The following is an 18,920-nucleotide window of genomic DNA, read 5'->3' on the forward strand; positions in this document are numbered from 1 at the left end:
GCGCTCGCGCGGTTCGACGGCTTCGCCGACCGCCGGGGCGTCGCCGGTCTGTTCGTCCTGTTTCTCCTGCCGGCGTTTCCGGACGACGCGCTCTGTGCGCTCGCCGGGCTCTCGCCGCTTCGACTGCGGACGCTCGTCGTCCTCGTCGCCGTCGGTCGACTGCCGACGTTCGCCCTCGCGGCGGCCGCCGGGCAGAGCGCGGGCGCGGCGAACTACGAGGCGGTGGCGCTCCTCGTCGGAATCGGCGTCGTCGCCTCGGCGGTCGTCTACCGCTACCGCGACGAGTTGACGGCGCGAGTCGGCTGAGGCTGAGTCGGAAAACACGAGTCCGCGGCAGTTACCGAAGCAGTCGGTGAATCCCGACGAGGTTACCGAAGCAGTCGGTGAATCCCGACGAGGTTACCGAAGCAGTCGGTGAATCCCGTAGATGCCCACCGCGCACGCGACCGGCGGGACGAGCCCGTAGATTGCGGGGAGGTCGTAGAGGAGTTGGACGACGGGAACGAGCGCCGAGACGGTCACGGGACCCACCGCGAACGGCTCGACGGGCGTCTGAAGCTCCGCCGGCACCGACGCGACGAGCCCGACGTACACCGACAGCATGAACACGAACCCCGCGAGCGCGAGGCTCAGGTCGTACCGCGGTTCCGAGCCGGTGCGGCGGTGTCGGCGGGCGACGAACAGTACGGGAGCGACCAGCGGCGCGACGACGAACAGCCCCACGAGGACGTAGAACGACCGGGAGAGGGTGAGCGAGCCACCGGGGACGCCGGCGGTCGCGCCGATGAGCACTACGAGTCCGAAAGCGACGAACAGCGAGACGACACCCGTCGCGAGGGCACCGACGAGCACGTAGCACTTGAACAGCCACGACTCGCTGTGCCGGAAGGCGTACGGGAACGCGCCGATGACGCCGCCGTAGTCGTCTGCCATCGGTCGCCCTTGGGAGCGGCCGCGATTAAAGCGACCGGTGTCGTTTTGACGCCGGGCGACGCGGCATCCTGTATGCAGGTAGACCTCGGGAACGTCCTCGACACGGCGTCGGCCCACGGCGTCTCGCGCGAGACGCTCGAACGACTCGACGGCCGCGTCGCGGCCGCCCACGACCGCATCGAACGAGGCCGAGAGGCCGGCGAACACGGCTACGAATCGCTGAACCTTCCGAACAGCACCGACCCCGCGGCGATTCGCGACGCGGTGAGCCGGTTCGACGACCCCTCGGCGGTCGTCACCGTCGGCATCGGCGGGAGCGCCCTCGGCGCGGCCACCCTCACCGACGCCCTCGAAAGCGACGTGGACGCCTACTACCTCGACAACGTCGACCCGGAGGCCGTCGAGCGCCTCCTCGACTCGCTGGACCTCTCATCGACCGTCGTCAACGTCGTCTCGCGGTCCGGCACGACCGCCGAGACGCTGGCGAACTTCCTCGTCGTGCAGGAGGCGATGGCCGACGCGGGCGTCGACTGGGCCGACCGGACGTTCGTCACGACCGGCGAGGAGGGCAACCTCCGCGACCTCGCCGACAAGCACGACCTCCCGTCGCTCCCCGTCCCTGACGGCGTCCCCGGTCGCTTTTCGGTGCTCTCGACGGTCGGCCTCGCCGCCGCGGCCCTCTGCGGCCACGACATCGAGGCGGTGCTGGAGGGCGCGGCCGCACAGGAAGCGCGCCTGTCGGACTCGCTTTTCGACTCGCCGGCGTACGCCTACGGCGCGGTCTCCTACGCCCTCGCCGAGCGCGGCCTGCGACAGAACGCGATGATGCCCTACGCGGAATCGCTCGAAACGTTCTCCGAGTGGTTCGCCCAGCTGTGGGCCGAGTCGCTCGGTAAGGACGGCCTCGGCCAGACGCCCCTGCGGGCGCTCGGCGCGACCGACCAGCACTCCCAGCTTCAACTGTACCGCGCCGGCCCGCGCGACAAACTCGTGACGCTCGTCCGCGCCACGGAGCGCGAGGACGTGGCCATCCCCGAGACCGACCTCGACGGCCTCGCGTACCTCGGCGGCTCGTCGCTCGGCGAACTGCTCGACGCCGAGTTCGAGGCGACCGAGGCGAGCCTCGCCGCGGCCGGCTGTCCGAACGTCCGCATCGAACTCGACCGCGTCGACGAGTACGGCCTCGGCGAACTCCTCTACGCGATGGAGGCCGCCTGCGTCCTCTACGGCGAACTCGCCAGCGTTGATACGTTCATCCAGCCGGCGGTCGAGTGGGGCAAGCGCGCCGCCCGCGGCCTGCTCGGCGGCGGCGACTTCGAGGAAGCGGACGCAGTCGAAGAGAAATCTCGGCTGGTCGTCGAGTAGTCGGAGCGAGAGGCTCACGGCGACCACAGCCGAGAGCTAACTTTTGCGGCGACCACCGAACGACCATCCAGCGACGACTCCCGAACAGTCCACGGGGTGGGACTGAAAGGGGGTTCCGCAGTCCGGTCCTCCTCTCGAAACGGCGCAAACGACACAGACTCACGTGACTCCACAGAATGGTGAGAATCGACCCGAACCGGTTATCCGACCCCGTTCCGAAGGGGAGGGCAATGGCACACGACACCGCCCGCGCGTCTGCGAGCCCCGCAGACCACCTCCAAGCGTACGGTGGCATCATCATCGTCGTCGCCCTCTCGCTCATCGTCGGCGCGACGTTCGGCTCGCTCGCCGGCGGTCTCGCTCGCGGCGTGGTTCCGGGCGACACCGCACTCATCGGCGCGATACAGAGCGCCGGACAGTTCATCGGCTTCGGCGTCGTCGGCGCGGGCTACCTCGCCGCCCGCGACGACTGGGATCTGATTCGGTTCGAGCGACCGACCGCCCGCGACGCCCTGTGGATCGTCGGCGGGTTCGTCGCCGTGATGGGCGTCTACCTCGGCGCGTCGGCGCTGATGTCCGCGCTCGGCATCCAGAGCGGCGACAGCGTCATCGCCCAACAGGGCCGCGAGAACCCGGTGTACTTCCTGTATCTCACCGTCGTCACCATCGTCCTCGTCGGCCCGGCGGAGGAGCTTATCTTCCGCGGCGTCGCCTTCGGTGAACTCCGCCGACTCTGGGGTCCCGCGCCGGCGGTCGTCCTGTCGAGTCTGGTGTTCGCGTCGATTCACGTCTGGTCGTTCTCCGGCGAGGGAGCCTTCGTCTCGCTCGGAATGGTGTTCCTCCTCGGGAGCGTCCTCGCGCTCGTCTACGAGAAAAGCGGAAACCTGCTCGTCGCCGCGCTGGTCCACGGGCTGTACAACGCGGTCCAGTTCCTCGTGAGCTACGCGCAGGCGACCGGCATGGTGTAAACTACCCTACCCTACTCCCTCGGCGCTGTGCGCCTCGGTCCTTGAGGGTAGGGCTTTGATGTGGACTCCCGGCAATCAGTCCCCAGTAATAGGCTGGTGACTCTCACCGTTCAACATCCCACCATTCACACGCACGTCTACTGGTGCGTCTCCGCTCCCCGACTTGGGCGAGGAACGGAGGCTATGTGTCTGTTTCCGGGCGTATCGCACCCCGATATTCTTCGCCGCATTGTAGTCCGCGTTGACCTCATACTCGCATTTCTGGCACTCGAAGTGTTCTCCCTTGCGGTTGCCGTCGTGCGTAAAGCCACAGTCCGTCCGAGAACACCGTTGGGACGTGTGGTTCGGCTCAACCTCCTCCACGGAGACACCCTGCTCTGGTGCCTTGTAGGAGACGTACTCGGCGAGGCGTCGGAACGCCCACACGTGGTGCCACTTCGCGTCTGGAAGCCGCTCGCGGATGTCTGTTAGGTCCTCGAACACGATCACGTCGCAGGCGTGTTCGACGGCTTCCGAAACGATCTCGTTGGCAACCGTGTGGATGTACTGTTTCCGCCACGCTTCTTCACGCTTGCCGAGCCGAAGCAGCGCGTTGTGTGCGGCCTGCGTGCCGCGCTGTTGCATCTCACCACGCCGCTTCTCGAACTCGCGGCACCAATGGTCGTACTCGTCTCCCTGCCAGAACGTGCCGGTCGAAGCTACTGCGAGGCTGTTGACGCCGAGGTCGATACCGAGGACTGTTTGGTGCCCGGTATCTGCCGAAACCTCGGGCTCGTCGTCATCGTACTTCCGGGTCGTAATGTGGAAGTAGAACTCGTCGGTCGCCTTGTCGTATTGGAGTGTACTCGCCCGGAACTCGTACTCTTCGGAAAGAACGTACTGTTCGTAGGGTGCCGGGCTGTCCGCCGGGAGTTCAAAGTCGCACTCAACACGCCCGTTGACGGTTGAAAGCGAAACTTTGTTTCGGTAGAATGTGGCGCTTCGCTTATCGTACAGCATACTCCACGAGGTGAACTCCGGTCGGCTCACGCGCTTGCCCTGTTTCCACCGTTCGACACACCCTGTCGTTGCTTGGACGGCACGTCGGATGGCTTCTTGGACGAGGTTCGCGGTGAGTTCTGTTTCCTCTCGCAGTTCCTCATAGAGCGCATCCCGTGCGGTCGCGTTCGCCGTAACGCAATTCGTGTAGGAGCGATCGTCCCAACAGAACTCGGCGGCACGGTTTGCACAGTGAAGGAACTGGCGAGCTGACTCGTGGAGGTCGTCGCGTCGCTCATCGGGAACGATGAGTTTGACCGGCGCGGTTCGACGCACCTCCATACTTCAGATGAAGAACTATCGGTTCTTAATTATTTAGGAGTCAGGTGGCCAGAGTATGCCGGTTGTGCCGTACCATGTCGGTTTCCTCTCCGACCTACTCGCTCGCTTCGCTCACTCCTTGAGGTCGGAGGCTCCACCTTGTATAATGCTGAAAAAGAACGTCGGACAGCCGAGTCGAGTCGGCCGGGTCGACCGGCTTACGCCGGATTCTTCCGCGACAGCTCCATCCCGCAGATGGGACAGCGCTCTTTGTTCTCGTCGAACTCGCGGCCGCAGCCCTGGCACTGGAACTTCCAGTCTCGTTGTTCTGCGATGCCGTCTTGGGCGATGACTTCGACGCCGACGTTGAGTCGCTCGGCGACGTTCTGCATCGCGTAGTCGTCGGTGACGAGCGTCGCGTCGAGTTCGAACGCGGCGGCGATGAGGCGCGTGTCGGTCTCCGAGAGCACGTCGCGGTCGCCGGTCTCGCCCGCGGCGCGAAGCACCTTGTCTACGGTCCCCTGTCCGGGGATGTGGACGTACATGCCCGCGCCTTCGAGGGCGTCGAAGCGGAAGGCGTGCTCGCCGGTGAGTTCTTCCTTGACGAGGGGAATCGAGGCCGTCTCGTCGTCGGTGTGGTACTCGTGGATGAACGCAGAAGCGTCGAGAATCCGCATTGAGAATCTATCCTGAAACTACCGTTGGACGACGATGTAATCCTTAACCGCCTGCACGCGATTCACCGGGACTCGGAACCGACCGCGGTCGTCCTGGTCGAACGCCACGCGGCTCGGGGCGACCTGTTCGTTCGGCTGGACGAGGAGGTCGTGAAGCTCGCCCGATTTCAGATCCATCGTGATGTTGTACAGCATCCCGAGTTCCGTCCCGTCGGACCCCATGACGGCCTTTCCGGACAGGTTCTCGGCGAGTATGTCGGCCATACACTCCCTTTCCTCGCCGGTTCACATAAACGACACGGGCACGTCTGACGGGCGGCCGACGAGTTTGCGTAGTGCGGTGATTATCAAGCCAGAGAACAGTCGAGACACACAGACGGTCGAAATAGAAATATCGGGAGCTGTCTTGCGATTTTCTAAAACAAATATATAAATAATCTGCTTTCATGCAGAGGACATGAACGACCAGCCAACTCGCCGTTCGTTTCTGCGAGCGGGCGTTGCGGGCGGGGTCACGGCGAGTGTCGTAGCTGCCGGGGCCGGGTCGGCGTCCGCAGCAGAGCGAACGACAGTATCCGGAAAAATCGTCGCCAAGAGCGGGGCAACCGCGTCGAACGACGAGATAAATGCGGCAGGTGCGGGCTACTTCACCACGCGAACGGACCGTGAGGGGAAGTTCGAGATCGAAGTCAGGACGAACAGCCAGTACGAACTCTGCTTCTACAAGGCGGACTCGAGGAGCGACCTCGAACCGACGAAAGACGGCGTACCGCACGTCTATATGTTCGAGGAGATTCGCGTCGGCACCCAGCCAGTCGACCTCGGTGACGTTCTCGTACCGACTGCCGACCTCGTCGACGTTCGCGCGGTGAAACCAGATGGGGAGCCGCTACTCGGGGGCGTCGCGCAGATTCGTGACGACGGGTTCGGAACCAACCCCGGGCGAGTCTACATCGACGACGACGGCTACGCAGTCATCGAGGGAAGCGACGTCAGCGGATTCGAAGTTGTCGGTGACGTCACCGTCGAAGTCGAACCGCCGCGACACGGTGACTACCCGGACGCCACCTACAGCTATCCGCTCTCCGTCGATGGCCCGACGACGGTGACCGCCACGGTGAGCAAGAACGGCGTGTCGTGGGACGCCTCGGACGGAGTCACGGGATCAGACGGCGAGATGCCGCCAGCGACACAAACACCCGAACCGACGACCACGACACCCGAACCGACGACCGAATCCGAGCACTCCACGGACGAATCAGGTTCGCCCAGCGGAACAACGACGCCCGCGTCACAAAACGCCTCAACTCCCGCGACACCGAGTCGTGGGTTCTTGTCGAACGGCGCGTCAACGGAAGAACTCGATGCATTAATCGACCCGTTCGTCCTGACCGTCGGCGGCTTTCTCTTGTCCGTTCTCGGCATCGCGCACAACCTCGTGAGGGGGGACTAGCGATGGCTCGCGGCAAACCAGCACTCTGGAGTTCGGTTCTCGGTCTCCCGTTCGTCGGTGCAGGCGGATGGTTCTACTTCGGCCAGGAGACCTACCCGCAGGACGTCGCGATTCCGTTCGTCCTCTTCGGAACGTTCATCGTCGCCGTCGGCGCGTACGTCCACGCCGTCTCACCGAGCGCGCCTCGACTCTCCGACGGCGAGAAGATACTGGAGACGAGACATCCAACCCAGCGAGTCGCACGAGTGAAGGTGGCGGCCGGAGTCCCGCTTCTCGCGCTGACGATTTACCTCCTGTACTTCACCTACTATCCGTACGTGTATCCGACGGCCACGCTCGTCATCGGTCTCTACCTGTTTTCGGTGGGTATCCACACCTACTGGACGAACTCGCTGACGACGTACTACGTCACGACGAACCGTATCATCAAGGAGTACCGCTTCGTCTCACTCGTCCGCCAAGAGATTCCACGCTCGAAGGTTCGTGGCGTACAAGAGCGCAAATCGGTCACGGAGAGTCTTGTCGGGCTTGGAAGCGTCATCGTGGCGAGTGGCGGCGGTCACTCGCTGGAGATTCGGATGCGAGATATGGAGCGCTCGGGGCCGTTCGCGGACAGTATTCGCAACCTCACGGAATGACCGCGTCAGGACGGGTGGCTACCGACGTGTACCACCGTCCCCGTCGCGTGGGGCCGTGACGATGGACTTAACTTGAGTCACCGACTCGATTCCGGTAAGAGCTTTCTCCGGGGCGATTCTCCATGTCCGACACTGATTCGACGTCACAATCCGATACGCTTCGCACACCCATCGTGGCCGTCCTCGGCCACGTGGACCACGGGAAGACGAGTCTTCTCGACAAGATTCGCGGGTCCGCCGTCAGCGAGGGTGAAGCCGGTGCCATCACCCAGCACATCGGCGCGACCGCGGTCCCCTTAGACACCGTCTCGCAGATGGCCGGTAGCCTGGTCAAACCCGAGGACTTCGACCTCCCGGGGCTGTTGTTCATCGACACGCCGGGTCACCACTCCTTCAGCACCCTCCGCTCGCGCGGCGGGGCGCTCGCCGACATCGCCATCCTCGTGGTCGACGTGAACGATAGCTTCCAGCCACAGACCGAGGAAGCCATCGACATCCTCAAACGAACGGGGACGCCGTTCATCGTGGCCGCGAACAAGATAGACACGACGCCGGGTTGGAACCCCCAAGAGGGGGAACCCATCCAGAAAACGTACGAGGAACAGTCCCAGCGCGCCCGCTCGAAACTCGACGAGAAACTGTACGAGATTATCGGCGAACTCTCCGACCGCGGTTTCTCCTCGGACTTCTACTGGCGCGTCCAGAACTTCCAGTCCAACATCGGCGTCGTCCCCGTCTCCGCGCTCACCGGCGAGGGCATTCCGGACCTGCTGGGCGTCCTGATGGGCCTGTCTCAGCGCTACATGAAAGACGAGATGGCCATCGACGTGGCGGGTCCCGGTTCCGGGACGGTTCTCGAAGTCAAGGAGGAACGCGGCTTCGGCGCGACCCTCGACGTGGTCCTCTACGACGGGACGATTCGCGCGGGCGACACCGTCGTCGTCGGCGGCGCGAACGACCCCATCGTCACCGAGGTCCGCGCGCTCCTCCAGCCCCGCCCGAACGCCGAGATTCGCACCGAAAAGCGGTTCGACAAGGTCGACGAGGTCCGCGCCGCGGCCGGCGTGAAAATCGCCGCGCCCGACCTCGAAGACGCGATGGCCGGCGCGCCGGTCCGCGTCGTCGGCGACCGAGACCTCGACGAGGTCATCCGCGAGGTCGAAGCCGAACTCGCCGACATCGAAGTCACCACCGAGGAGGAGGGCGTCGTCGTCAAGGCCGACACGCTCGGCAGCCTCGAAGCGATGGCGAACGCCTTACAGGAGGCCGAAGTCCCCATCCTCCGCGCCGAGGTCGGCGACATCGCCCCGCGCGACGTTGCCGTCGCCTCGACCGCCCGCGAGCCCGAGCACAAGGTCATCCTCGGGTTCAACGTGGACGTGCTCTCGAACGCCGAGGCCGAACTCGAAAAGAACGACGTGAAGCTGTTCGAAGACGACGTTATCTATCAGCTCGTCGAGGAGTACGAAGACCACGTCAACGAGATGAAGCGCGCCCAACAGGAGACGATTCTCGACAAAATCGTCCGCCCGTGTCGCTTCCGCATCCTTCAGGACCACGTCTTCCGGCAGAACAACCCCGCCGTCGTCGGCGTCGAAATCATGTCCGGGACTATCAAGAACAACATGAACGTCGTGAAGTGGGAAGACGGCGAGCCCAACCGCGTCGGCCAGCTCTCGGGCATCCAAGAGAACGGCGAGGACGTATCGAGCGCCCGCGCGGGGTCGCGCGTCAGCGTCGCCATCGACGGCCCGACGGTCGGCCGGCAGATAGACGAGGGCGACGAACTCTGGATCGAACTCCCCGAGAAGCACGCGAAGATTCTCGAACAGGAACTCCGCGACGACATCCCCACCGACGAACTGGAGGCGCTGTCTGGCTACCTCGAAAAGCACCGCCGCCGCGACCCCTTCTGGGGGAAGTAGGCGGCTCACCGCACCCCGAAAGTCGTCGACTCGCCGCGTCACGACACCAGCGAACCACGACCCGCGGGGCCGTCCCGTCAAGCGAAATAACTACTATTCACACGTTCGTATTCGTCTCCGAGTGGTATCATGCGCACGCGAACACCCCATAGCGACAGCATCGTCTCGGAAGCGACGCGGTACGACGCCATTCTCGCGACACTGCCGCTCCCACTTCTCGTCGGGACGGCGGTCGGCACGCTCTCGCCGCTCCCGCTCTCACTCGTCGTCGGCGCGAGCGGACTCGTTTCGGCGGCCGTGCTCGCGTACGGGTTGTTCGTTGCGACGCCACAGTTGGTGACCGGTCCGGACGGTGGGTCGGGGACGACCACCGAGACCGACGTCCCACTCGACTGGGTTACGTCTCGCGTCCGCGACGACACCGGTCGAAACCGCCGTCGCGGGAGCGTCTAGGCGAGTTCACTCGCGCGCTCGGGTCCGCTCAGGGACGGTTCCACTCCCAGAACCAGTACGCCGCGCCGAACAGCATTAGCCCCGCGCCGAACGCCGAAGTCGCCGGTTCGGGGAAGACAAACAGCAGGAAGCCGACGATGATGAGCGTCGTCGGACCAATCTCGTCCGCGTAGTCGAAAATCGAAGCCATACTTTCTCTTTCGACCGCCTCCGTGAAGTGTATTGTTCTCGTTCTGAAGTGACGAGAGAACTCGGAGACGAGTCGCAGGACAGGCGACGGAACGACGGCGAGAAATCGGACGGCAGGTCGCAACCACGCGTCAGTCGCCACTCGGCCCCGACGGCGACGGGGGGTATCCGGGGTTATCGCGCGGCGGGCGTGAGGTCGTCGCCGACGGCGCTCATCACCTGAAACGCCGCGCTGGCGGCGAGGCCGCGGGCGACCTCGTTGCGGTCCTCGTCGGTGAGTCCCGCGTCGAGGTCGTCGGCGTCGGGCGAGAAGCCGGCGCTGACGGGGTGGCCGACCGGCGGGTGGACGGCCACGGTCGCCAGCGGTCCGTTCGCCCCGGTCGAGAGCTCAGAGCCGACAGCGAACCCCTCGGGGAGGTACGACTCGGTGCGCGAGACGATGCCGGCGACGGCCCGCCGGAGTGCGTCCATCTGCTCGACGGTCAGTTCTCGGTTGGCCGACGGCTGGCCGGCCCCAGCCACGCCGGGAGCGCCCGCATATGGGTTGTTCCCGTTCATCAGTCGTCTGCGATACGGGTAGGACGTGTAAAAAGCCGTCGTCGGCGGTGATGTGGTGAGCGAATCGAAAACCGGCTGGCCGCGCGGCGACGCCGCCGTCAGGCCGGTCGCGGGAGCGAGACGGTGACCACGGTCCCGTGGGCCTTCGGCTTCGAGATGTCGAGCGACCCGCCGGAGGCGTCGACGATGGCGCGGACGAGCCAGAGACCGACGCCGCTGGTGTGCGAAAGCGGCGTCTCAGCCCCGGACAGGAGGGCATCGCGCTCGGCATCGGGGATTCCGGGGCCGTTGTCGGTGACGGTAACCCCGACGACTTCGCCGAGTTGCCAGACGCCGACGTGCACCTCCGGCTCGTCGCAGTCGGCGTGGACGACGGCGTTGTCGAGTAACTCCGCGAGACTCCGCGGGAGCGCCGGGTGCGCCCGCACGACGAGCGTCTCCGGCGAGGCGACCGAAACCTGTACCTCCGGATACTCCATTTCGAGGTCCTCGACGGCGTCGGCGACCGCACAGGAGAGGTCGACATCGACCTCGTTCCCCTCAGCGAGTTCGACGGTGCGGAGGAGCGCGACCTCGTCGCTCACTTCGACCAGCCGGTTCGCGCGCTCCTGAATCGCCTCGACCGGGTCGATGTTCGAACTCGCGTCGCCTTTCGACTCGACGAGTTCGGCGTAGCCGAGGATGGCGGTGCAGGCGTTTCTGATGTCGTGTCTGAGGATTCGATGGAGGACACTCGTGTGTGCGAGCGTCGATTCCAGTTGCTCGGAGGTCCGGTTCAGTTTGGACTGACTCCGGTTGACGAGGGCGTACACCAACAGCGCCGAGAGGCCGACGAACAGCCATCCCTTCGCCGTCTGGATGAGCTCGTGGTTAGGGAGTCCCTCTACGAGACTGTCGCTCGTCGCGACCCAGAGGAATCCGAAGGCGGCGTAGATAAGCGCCACTCGCCCGGGGGACAGGTCGAACGGCGCGTCACCACTCATGCCGGAGGGATTCTCACAAAAGCTGATGAGTCCGTCGGTCAGCGCATGGGGGCGTCAGAAGATAGATTCGCTCTGCCCGTAGGCCGCGACCGTGACGGCGGTGGTGTAGCCGTCGCCCTCGTGGGTGCCGGTCGTGAGTGCGACGTCCTCGTCGTCGAAGGACCACTCGCGGAGGTTCCGGCCCGCTTCGAGACCGTCGAGGACGGCCGCACGAACGCTCGCTTCGTCGGTGCCGGACGCCTCGTAGAACAGACCGGGGCCGGAGCCGGTCGCCCAGCCGAGGCCGGCGACGACCGTCTCGCCGGGCGTCGAGGTGGTTTCGCGGGCCTGCACCACGGTCAGTCGGTTGCCCGCCGGGCCGAGGTCGGGGGCCACGTCGACCGCCTCGACGGTCGCGTCGGCGGGGACGACCGAGGAGACAGTGACGAGGTTGTAGTTGTGGACGTTGGCGGCGGCGAGGGCGGCGTCGTACGACGCCATCTCGGTGGGGGCGGTGCCGACCCCGCGGACGACGCGAATCGTGTTCATGTCCGAACTCTCGCGGCGGCGGAAAAGGGGGTTACGAATAGTGGCGCTCGAAAGCCGGGGGAGGTGGAGGCGTTGACGACCGTCTCCGGCGGCGGTCCCCGGCTGATTGCCTCAGTACTGGTAGTCAGTGAAGCCCGAGATGGGCCCGGTGCCGGACTCCTCGACGTTCGAGAGCTTCTCGTGGGCGGCGTCGAAGTCCGCGCCCGTCACCTCGGTCCGGCCGTCGCGGATGGCGAACATCCCGGCCTCGGTCGTGAGCGACGCGATGTCCGCGCCGGAGTAGTCGTCGAGTTCCTCGGCGAGCGCGTCGAGGTCCACGTCGTCGGCGACGTTCATGTCGCGGGTGTGGATGTCGAGAATGCGGCGGCGGCCCTCGACGGCTGGCTTGGGAACCTCGATGAGACGGTCGAACCGCCCCGGACGGAGGATGGCCTCATCGAGCATGTCGAAGCGGTTGGTCGCCGCGATGATGCGGATGTCGCCGCGGTCGTCGAAGCCGTCCATCTCCGAGAGGAGCTGCATCATCGTGCGCTGGACCTCGGCGTCGCCGGAGGTCTTCGAGTCCGTGCGCTTCGAGGCGACGGCGTCGATTTCGTCGATGAAGATGACCACCGGTTCGCGCTCGGCGGCGAGCTTGAACAGGTCGCGGACGAGGCGCGCGCCCTCGCCGATGAACTTCTGGACGAGTTCGGAGCCGGCCATCTTGATGAACGAGGCGTTGGTCTCGTTGGCGACGGCCTTCGCGAGCATCGTCTTACCTGTCCCCGGCGGGCCGTACAGGAGCACGCCCGCGGGTGGGTCGATGCCGACTTCCTCGAACATCTCGGGGTTCTCGAGGGGCTGTTCGACCGCCTCGCGGACCTCGCGGACCTGCTCGTCGATGCCGCCGATGTCGTCGTAGGTGACCGTCGGCGACTCGACGACCTCCATCGCCTGCGCCCGCGCGTCTGTCTCGTCGTCGAGGATAGTCTGGACGGCGAACGAGTCGTTGATGGCGACGCGGTCGCCGGGTTCAATGTCGTCGATGTTCAGGCTCGGTGCGAACTCGGTCAGGACCTCCTGGTTGTTGCCGTGCTGCTTGATGATGACGCCGTCGTCGGTCAACTCCTCGACCGTGGCGATGTAGTACGAGGCCGTCTTCAGGGCCTCGTTTCGCGCCTTCATCTGGTCGACCTCGTCGACCAGTTCGGCGTGACGGTCGTCGGCGTTCTGGAGCCGCTGGTCGAGTTCGCGGTTGACGTCGACCATGCGTTCGAAGTGCTGGCGGAGTGCAGAGAGACGCTCTGCATCCGACATCTCGGGGTCCAGATCGAGATGAGGACGTTCCGGGAGAGATGGACTCCGTGACATCAGTGATTAGCCACACTTAGGCATGCGCGTAAATGTGCCTTTGGGTCAGAGAACACGAGTGCACGCTCGAAGCGGTTTTAGGTGACAGCGACTCCGTGGCAGTTCGGCTTCCGGGCGAATCGGCGGCCCGCGGGCGGTGTCTACGACTTGCGCGAAGCAGACGGGCGCAGCAAGAGCACGCGTATCAAGAAGATGTGGAAGGAGGAAGTTGCGGAGGTTCGGTGTGTACAGGTCGCCCCTCGTTTCGGCCCGACATGCCCTCCGCGAGAACAAATACGACGCCCACCGACTTGAAAGGAATTCGTCATCGCCGAGAACGTCCCGTAACTCGGGATATCGGTATTCATCCGGTACTATCCGCCGATCGATGCTTGGAAGCCACTGACCGAAGGCCGTCAGCGGGTCCGCTCGCCCTGATAGCTCCCGTCGTAGGTCTCGTCGTGGGTCGCGTCCGCGAGGACGATTTGCGCCACGCGCGCGCCGCGTTCGAGTTCGACCGGGTGGTGGACCTGCAAGAGCCCCTCGCCTTTCCCCTCGTAGCCGGCGTCCCAGACGGCCGTGTTCAGCATACAGGAGTTTCGCATGAGCGACGACCGCGGGTAGATGAAGCCGACGTGGTCCTCGGGGATGTGGACCGTCTCGGCGTACTGGAGGACGTAGCCGCCGGGGTCGAGTCGGTACGTCTCGGTGTCAGGGTCGGCGAAATCGAGGGCCCGACGCTCGCCGACGGTCTTTCCCTCGCGGCCGAGGCGGCCCGGTTCGACCTGTTCGAGGACCGCTTCGAGCGTCAGGTCGACGCCGTTGGGTTGGACCTGTTCGGCCGTGACCGGCGAGATGTGCTGTGCGACGAACGAGCCAGCGCGGTGCATATCCGAACCCCGTCCAGCGGGCGCAAAACTGTGCCGAACCTCGGTCGGTCGGCGGCCCGAGGGCGGCGTCGATTCCGAGGTCGTGACGGGCTCCAAACACCCCCGGTATCGAGGGGGTGAGAGAGCACCGAATCACCCCCCATTTGGGGCGGTGACGCCCCCCGCGGTGACAAGTCACATGGGAGAACCAACAAGGAGTTTAATGGCCCTTAGACGCTAGAAACCCCGAGACGGCGCTATCTTTCACGTTCGAAGATAGGGAAGTACGCGGGATTTATATTCGAGGACCATCGAGGTTCGGGTGTTATGGGACAGACGCTCACGGAAAAGATTCTCTCGGACCACCTCGTCGAGGGTGACCTCACCCCCGGAGAGGAGATCGGAATCGAAATCGACCAAGTCCTGATGCAGGACACGACTGGGACGATGGTTTGGCTCCAGTTCGAGGCGCTCGACCTCGACGAGGCGCAGACCGAACTCGCCGCCCAGTACTGCGACCACCAGACCTACCAGTTCGACTTCAAGAACACGGACGACCACCGCTTCCTCCGTTCCGCGGCCGGGACATATGGTGCCCACTTCTCCCGCCCCGGTAACGGTATCTGCCACAACGTCCACAAGGAGAACTTCGCCGCGCCCGGCAAGACGCTCCTCGGCTCGGACTCCCACACGCCGACCCCCGGCGGCCTCGGCCAGCTCGCCATCGGTGCCGGTGGCCTCGACATCGCTGTCGCCATGGGCGGCGGCGCGTACTACGTCGAGATGCCGGAAGTCGTGAACGTCCGCCTCGAAGGCGAACTCCCCGAATGGTCCTCCGCGAAGGACGTCATCCTCGAGATGCTCCGCCGCGAGACCGTCAAGGGCGGCGTCGGCAAGGTGTTCGAGTACACCGGCCCCGGTGCTGAATCGCTCACCGTGCCCGAGCGAACCACCATCACCAACATGGGAACCGAACTCGGTGCCACCTCGTCGCTCTTCGAGACCGACGAGAAGACCAAGGACTACCTCGAGCGCCAGGGTCGCGGCGACGAGTACGTCGAGCTGACGGCCGACGACGACGCCGAATACGCCGACGAAATCGTCATCGACCTCGGCGACCTCGAACCGCTCATCGCCTGCCCGTCGATGCCCGACAACGTGGTTCCGGTCCGCGAAGTCGCCGGCGAGAAGGTCGAGCAGGTCCTCGTCGGTTCCTGTACCAACGGCGGCTACGAGGACGTCCTCCCGGCCGCGAAGATGGTCAAGGACCAGGAAGTCGCAAAGTACCTCGAGATGATCGTCGCGCCCGGTTCGAAGCAGGCCGGCGAGATGCTCGCCCGCGAGGGCTGGACGGCTGAGATGATGGCGGCCGGCGTCAACGTCTCCGAGGCGACCTGTGGACCGTGTATCGGTATCGGCCACGTCCCCGCCTCCGACTCCGTCTCGCTGCGTACCTTCAACCGCAACTTCGAGGGCCGCTCGGGCATCGAAGACGACAACGTCTACCTCTGCTCGCCGCAGGTCGCCGCTGCCGCGGCGCTCAAGGGCGAAATCGTCGACCCGCGCGACCTCGCCGACGAACTCGGCCTCGACGCCCCCGGCGTCGAACTCCCCGACAAGTACGACGGCTCGAAGACGGACCTCATCTACGCCGAAGATGCCATCGACGACGAGCTCATCAAGGGCCCGAACATCGGCGAAGTTCCCCTGCAGGACCCCCTCGGCTCCAACATCTCGGGTGAGACCCTCCTGAAGATGGAGGACAACATCACGACCGACCACATCATCCCGGCGACGTCCGACATCCTCAAGTTCCGCTCGAACATCGAGCGCCTCTCGGACTTCACGCTCTCGCGCGTCGACGAGACGTTCGCCCAGCGCGCCAAAGACGCCGGCACCGGCGTCCTCGTCGCGGGCGAGAACTACGGTCAGGGTTCCTCCCGCGAACACGCCGCGATGTGTCCGATGTACCTCGGCATCGAGGCGGTCCTCGCGCAGTCGTTCGCTCGCATCCACAAGGCGAACCTGTTCAACTTCGGTATCGTCCCCCTCGCCATCGACGAGGAGACGTACGAGAAGATCGAGCAGGGCGACGACGTCGAAATCGTCGACGACGTTGCCGAAGCCGTCGAATCCGGCCAGGAAGAGTTCACCATCCGCGTGAACGACGACTGGGAAGCGACGGCGAACCTGCACGCCTCCGAGCGCGAGCGTCGTATCCTCACCGCCGGCGGCAAGCTCCCCCTCACGAAGCAGCAGGCTGAGGGCGGCGCTGCCCCCGCGGACGACTAAACGCGACCAACACACTTTCTCGCTTTTTCGCCCGGCGAGCGGCGGCCATCGCGCGGCCGGTGGGGTGAGCCGCCCGCGACCGTGAGCGTCCGCCCCAACCACCGTCGCGCACCCGTGCCGTCGGGCTTTTGCGTGCCAACCACGTAGCGCCGGGCGTGACGTCGTTCGATGACGCGCTCGCCGGCGACTTGGTCGTCAGGCGGGTCGACCGGGCGGACCTCCTCGACGTGCTCCGCATCGAGCGGACGTGTTTCTCCGAGCCGTGGCCGTACTCCGCGTTCGAGATGTTTGTCGACGAGCCGGCGTTTCTCGTCGCCGCCCGCGGGGACGAGGTGCTCGGCTACGTCGTCGCCGACGTGATGCCGAACCACGGCAACGACATCGGCCACGTGAAGGACCTCGCGGTCCGTCAAGAGGCCCGCGGAAACGGCCTCGGCCGGCGGCTGCTCGTCCAGTCACTGACGGCGATGGCCATCGCGGGCGCGACGGTCGTGAAACTCGAAGTCCGCGTCTCGAACGACCCGGCTATCGGTCTCTACCGAAGCCTCGGCTTCGAACCCGCCCGCCGGGTGCCGGGCTACTACGGCGACGGCGAGGACGCGTACATCATGGTCCTCGACGTGGCGGAGTGGCAGCGCGCCTGACAGGACCGCTCGCGGCCGAAGGAGCGCTTATCACGACGAGCCACGTACACGAGTTGTGTTACCGTCCCCCACCGTTCTCTGTGTGAGTGACGACGGCGAGTTCGCGGCGTCTCTCGACTCGTCGCTGTCGTCGCTCGACGGAGCGACGACCGTCCGGCACGTCCGCACCCCCGCCGCGGCGCGCGCGGAACTCGTTTCCGCCTCGGCGGCCATCTCTTGTATCGTCCTAGCCGCCCCCACGGCGGCCAGCGACGAGGGGGCGTTCGTCCGCGATATCTACGCCCAGGGCATCGACGTCCCGGTCGTCGTCGCGGCCGCCGACCAAGAGACCGCGACCCGCGCGGTCGAAGCCGGTGCGACGGACTACGTCGTCCGCGACGACGACCCCGAGACGATGTCGTGGCTCGCCTTCCGCGTCGAGCGGGCGCTCGGCGAGTGCACTCTCGCGCGGAGCCACCGAGACCGAATCGAACAGCAGCGCGTCGTCTCCGAAATCGGAACGCGGGCGCTGACCGCCGTCGATCTCGACTCGACGCTCGACCACGCCGCGAGTCGCGTCCGCGACGTGCTCGACGCCAGTTCGGTCACGATTTTCGAGGGCCTCGACGACGGTGCGTTCCGCGTTGCCGCCGCCGCAGGCTGGTCGGCGAATCGGGGCCACGGACTCGCCGCAGCCGGGGGTACGCAGGCGGTCGAGACGTACCGGACCGGGCGTTCGATGCTCGTCGACGACTTCGACGACGACGAGCGCTTCGAACACGCGAGCGACGCGGGCCCGTCGGGCCCGAAAAGCGGAATGAGCGCGGCCATCGGCGGCGACGACACCCGGTGGGGAGCCATCGCCGTCCACGGCGTCGCCCGCGGGCAGTTCACCGACGACGACGTGCTCTTCTTGGAGAACATCGCTGCCGTCGTCGGCGCGGCGACCGAGCGGCACGAACTGAAAAGCGCCCTCTCGGAGGTCTTAGAGCGGATGGACGAGGCGGTGATGGGATTCGACGCGGACTGGCGTGTCACCTACGTCAACTCGACGGCCGAACACGGCCTCGGGATGTCGGCCGCGGCGGTGTTGGGGACGCGCATCTGGGACTCGGTGCCCGAGGCGACCGTCTTCCGCGAGGAGTTCGAGCGCGCGATGGAGCGACAGGAGCCGGCGACCTTCGAACAGTACTACGACCGCCTCGAAACATGGTACGCGGTTCGGGCGTACCCCTCCGAGACGGGGCTCTCGGTCTACTTCACCGACATCACGGAGCAGTTGGAACACGAGGTCGAAGCCGAGCAGTACGGGCGGATGCTGGCGACCGTCGCCGACGCGGTGTACGCGCTGGACGACGAGGGGCGGTTCGCGGCGGTCAACCCCGCGTTCGAGCGACTCACCGGACTCGACCGCGACCGCGTCATCGGGTCGTCCACGGCGGTGCTCACAGAGAACGCGAGCGCGACCGACGGCAGCGACGAGGCGTTCGCGTCGACCTCGCAGGGAATCGTGGAATTGGACCTGCAGACGCCCGACGAGGGAGTCGTCAGAGTCGAAGACCACCGGACGCCGCTGGTCGTCGGCGGCGAGGAAGTCGGCTCGGTCGGCGTCCTCCGCGACGTGACGAAGCGACACCGCTACGAGCGCCTGCTCGCGACGCTCCACGACCGGACCCGAGAGATGATGGGCGCGACCGACCGACAGGCGGTCCTCCGGGCCGCCGTCGACGCCTGCGACGAGGTGCTCGGCGACGCTCGGACGGAGCTGTTCGTCTTCGACGAGGCGGACACGAGCCTCGTCCGCGTCGGCGCGGCCGGAACCGGCCTCGGCGACAAGC

At 65.7% G+C, this 18,920-nt stretch carries 20 protein-coding genes; 10 read left to right on the plus strand and 10 right to left on the minus strand.

From position 1 onward, the window contains the following. Positions 1-306, plus strand: a 306-nt coding sequence (locus tag ATB1_RS00160) for a VTT domain-containing protein (protein ID WP_042661722.1), incomplete at its 5' end; no start/stop codon positions are given. Positions 307-399: 93 nt separating this feature from the next. Here ATB1_RS00160 and ATB1_RS00165 read toward each other — a convergent pair. Beyond that, a complete protein-coding gene (locus ATB1_RS00165) occupies positions 400-933 on the minus strand; it encodes a hypothetical protein (protein ID WP_042661723.1) in 534 nt (177 codons plus the stop codon). A gap of 72 nt (positions 934-1,005) precedes the next feature. Here ATB1_RS00165 and ATB1_RS00170 point away from each other — a divergent pair, with 72 nt between their 5' ends. Continuing rightward, complete coding sequence (locus ATB1_RS00170) at positions 1,006-2,298, plus strand: hypothetical protein (RefSeq protein ID WP_042661724.1); 1,293 nt, start codon at positions 1,006-1,008, stop codon at positions 2,296-2,298. Positions 2,299-2,528: 230 nt separating this feature from the next. Beyond that, complete coding sequence (locus tag ATB1_RS00175) at positions 2,529-3,266, plus strand: CPBP family intramembrane glutamic endopeptidase (protein WP_042661725.1); 738 nt, start codon at positions 2,529-2,531, stop codon at positions 3,264-3,266. Between the two features lie 75 nt (positions 3,267-3,341). On the opposite strand, the gene ATB1_RS00180 is transcribed toward ATB1_RS00175, so the two are convergent. The 3 genes from ATB1_RS00180 to ATB1_RS00190 form a co-directional block, all read right to left on the minus strand. Continuing rightward, positions 3,342-4,586 (minus strand): RNA-guided endonuclease TnpB family protein, encoded by a 1,245-nt coding sequence (locus ATB1_RS00180; RefSeq protein ID WP_042661726.1) that lies wholly within the window; start codon positions 4,584-4,586, stop codon positions 3,342-3,344. 197 nt (positions 4,587-4,783) lie between these two features. Continuing rightward, positions 4,784-5,242, minus strand: coding sequence for an NOB1 family endonuclease (locus ATB1_RS00185; RefSeq protein ID WP_042661727.1), 459 nt, complete (start codon positions 5,240-5,242; stop codon positions 4,784-4,786). An 18-nt stretch (positions 5,243-5,260) separates the two neighbouring features. Next, positions 5,261-5,506 carry a PRC-barrel domain-containing protein gene (locus tag ATB1_RS00190; protein ID WP_004976296.1) on the minus strand — a complete coding sequence of 82 codons (246 nt, stop codon included), beginning with the start codon at positions 5,504-5,506 and terminating at the stop codon, positions 5,261-5,263. Between the two features lie 193 nt (positions 5,507-5,699). Between ATB1_RS00190 and ATB1_RS00195 the strand changes: the two genes are divergently transcribed. From ATB1_RS00195 to ATB1_RS00210, 4 genes are all read left to right on the plus strand, one after another. After that, complete coding sequence (locus ATB1_RS00195; protein WP_042661728.1) at positions 5,700-6,695, plus strand: hypothetical protein; 996 nt, start codon at positions 5,700-5,702, stop codon at positions 6,693-6,695. Between the two features lie 2 nt (positions 6,696-6,697). Next, on the plus strand, positions 6,698-7,333 hold the full coding sequence (locus ATB1_RS00200; protein ID WP_042661729.1) for a PH domain-containing protein: 636 nt from the start codon (positions 6,698-6,700) through the stop codon (positions 7,331-7,333). Between the two features lie 122 nt (positions 7,334-7,455). After that, a complete protein-coding gene (gene infB / locus ATB1_RS00205; protein ID WP_042661730.1) occupies positions 7,456-9,258 on the plus strand; it encodes a translation initiation factor IF-2 in 1,803 nt (600 codons plus the stop codon). Between the two features lie 129 nt (positions 9,259-9,387). Continuing rightward, a complete protein-coding gene (locus tag ATB1_RS00210; RefSeq protein ID WP_042661731.1) occupies positions 9,388-9,711 on the plus strand; it encodes a hypothetical protein in 324 nt (107 codons plus the stop codon). Positions 9,712-9,739: 28 nt separating this feature from the next. On the opposite strand, the gene ATB1_RS22195 is transcribed toward ATB1_RS00210, so the two are convergent. The 6 genes from ATB1_RS22195 to ATB1_RS00240 all read right to left on the minus strand — a co-directional run bounded on the left by ATB1_RS22195 (position 9,740) and on the right by ATB1_RS00240 (position 14,188). Continuing rightward, the gene (locus ATB1_RS22195; RefSeq protein WP_172795730.1) at positions 9,740-9,901 is read right to left on the minus strand and encodes a hypothetical protein; all 162 of its coding nucleotides are present in this window, start codon (positions 9,899-9,901) and stop codon (positions 9,740-9,742) included. 173 nt (positions 9,902-10,074) lie between these two features. Continuing rightward, on the minus strand, positions 10,075-10,458 hold the full coding sequence (locus tag ATB1_RS00220) for a DUF5811 family protein (RefSeq protein ID WP_042661733.1): 384 nt from the start codon (positions 10,456-10,458) through the stop codon (positions 10,075-10,077). Between the two features lie 98 nt (positions 10,459-10,556). Beyond that, entirely contained in the window at positions 10,557-11,402 is an 846-nt protein-coding gene (locus ATB1_RS00225; protein ID WP_042661739.1) for a sensor histidine kinase KdpD, read from the minus strand. A gap of 93 nt (positions 11,403-11,495) precedes the next feature. Continuing rightward, positions 11,496-11,969 (minus strand): pyruvoyl-dependent arginine decarboxylase, encoded by a 474-nt coding sequence (locus tag ATB1_RS00230; RefSeq protein WP_042661734.1) that lies wholly within the window; start codon positions 11,967-11,969, stop codon positions 11,496-11,498. A gap of 111 nt (positions 11,970-12,080) precedes the next feature. Then, positions 12,081-13,319: a proteasome-activating nucleotidase Pan2 gene (gene pan2, locus ATB1_RS00235; protein WP_008096396.1), complete on the minus strand. Its 1,239-nt coding sequence runs from the start codon at positions 13,317-13,319 to the stop codon at positions 12,081-12,083. A gap of 395 nt (positions 13,320-13,714) precedes the next feature. Further along, positions 13,715-14,188, minus strand: coding sequence for a deoxyuridine 5'-triphosphate nucleotidohydrolase (locus ATB1_RS00240; RefSeq protein WP_042661735.1), 474 nt, complete (start codon positions 14,186-14,188; stop codon positions 13,715-13,717). A 306-nt stretch (positions 14,189-14,494) separates the two neighbouring features. Here ATB1_RS00240 and ATB1_RS00245 point away from each other — a divergent pair, with 306 nt between their 5' ends. The 3 genes from ATB1_RS00245 to ATB1_RS00255 all read left to right on the plus strand — a co-directional run. Next, on the plus strand, positions 14,495-16,459 hold the full coding sequence (locus ATB1_RS00245) for an aconitate hydratase (protein WP_042661736.1): 1,965 nt from the start codon (positions 14,495-14,497) through the stop codon (positions 16,457-16,459). A 155-nt stretch (positions 16,460-16,614) separates the two neighbouring features. Then, the gene (gene rimI, locus ATB1_RS00250; RefSeq protein ID WP_042661737.1) at positions 16,615-17,103 is read left to right on the plus strand and encodes a ribosomal protein S18-alanine N-acetyltransferase; all 489 of its coding nucleotides are present in this window, start codon (positions 16,615-16,617) and stop codon (positions 17,101-17,103) included. Positions 17,104-17,185: 82 nt separating this feature from the next. Continuing rightward, positions 17,186-18,920: PAS domain S-box protein (locus ATB1_RS00255; RefSeq protein ID WP_042661738.1), on the plus strand; the 1,735-nt coding region annotated here is incomplete at its 3' end.

This window comes from Haloferax sp. ATB1, assembly GCF_000730175.1.

What these genes read in the sequence shown, in the direction of transcription:
- ATB1_RS00165 (WP_042661723.1), bottom strand. Translation starts at nt 933, where the DNA reads ATGGCAGACGACTACGGCGGCGTCATCGGCGCGTTCCCGTACGCCTTC.
- ATB1_RS00170 (WP_042661724.1), top strand. Translation starts at nt 1,006, where the DNA reads ATGCAGGTAGACCTCGGGAACGTCCTCGACACGGCGTCGGCCCACGGC.
- ATB1_RS00175 (WP_042661725.1), top strand. Translation starts at nt 2,529, where the DNA reads ATGGCACACGACACCGCCCGCGCGTCTGCGAGCCCCGCAGACCACCTC.
- ATB1_RS00180 (WP_042661726.1), bottom strand. Translation starts at nt 4,586, where the DNA reads ATGGAGGTGCGTCGAACCGCGCCGGTCAAACTCATCGTTCCCGATGAG.
- ATB1_RS00185 (WP_042661727.1), bottom strand. Translation starts at nt 5,242, where the DNA reads ATGCGGATTCTCGACGCTTCTGCGTTCATCCACGAGTACCACACCGAC.
- ATB1_RS00190 (WP_004976296.1), bottom strand. Translation starts at nt 5,506, where the DNA reads ATGGCCGACATACTCGCCGAGAACCTGTCCGGAAAGGCCGTCATGGGG.
- ATB1_RS00195 (WP_042661728.1), top strand. Translation starts at nt 5,700, where the DNA reads ATGAACGACCAGCCAACTCGCCGTTCGTTTCTGCGAGCGGGCGTTGCG.
- ATB1_RS00200 (WP_042661729.1), top strand. Translation starts at nt 6,698, where the DNA reads ATGGCTCGCGGCAAACCAGCACTCTGGAGTTCGGTTCTCGGTCTCCCG.
- infB (WP_042661730.1), top strand. Translation starts at nt 7,456, where the DNA reads ATGTCCGACACTGATTCGACGTCACAATCCGATACGCTTCGCACACCC.
- ATB1_RS00210 (WP_042661731.1), top strand. Translation starts at nt 9,388, where the DNA reads ATGCGCACGCGAACACCCCATAGCGACAGCATCGTCTCGGAAGCGACG.
- ATB1_RS22195 (WP_172795730.1), bottom strand. Translation starts at nt 9,901, where the DNA reads ATGGCTTCGATTTTCGACTACGCGGACGAGATTGGTCCGACGACGCTC.
- ATB1_RS00220 (WP_042661733.1), bottom strand. Translation starts at nt 10,458, where the DNA reads ATGAACGGGAACAACCCATATGCGGGCGCTCCCGGCGTGGCTGGGGCC.
- ATB1_RS00230 (WP_042661734.1), bottom strand. Translation starts at nt 11,969, where the DNA reads ATGAACACGATTCGCGTCGTCCGCGGGGTCGGCACCGCCCCCACCGAG.
- pan2 (WP_008096396.1), bottom strand. Translation starts at nt 13,319, where the DNA reads ATGTCACGGAGTCCATCTCTCCCGGAACGTCCTCATCTCGATCTGGAC.
- ATB1_RS00240 (WP_042661735.1), bottom strand. Translation starts at nt 14,188, where the DNA reads ATGCACCGCGCTGGCTCGTTCGTCGCACAGCACATCTCGCCGGTCACG.
- ATB1_RS00245 (WP_042661736.1), top strand. Translation starts at nt 14,495, where the DNA reads ATGGGACAGACGCTCACGGAAAAGATTCTCTCGGACCACCTCGTCGAG.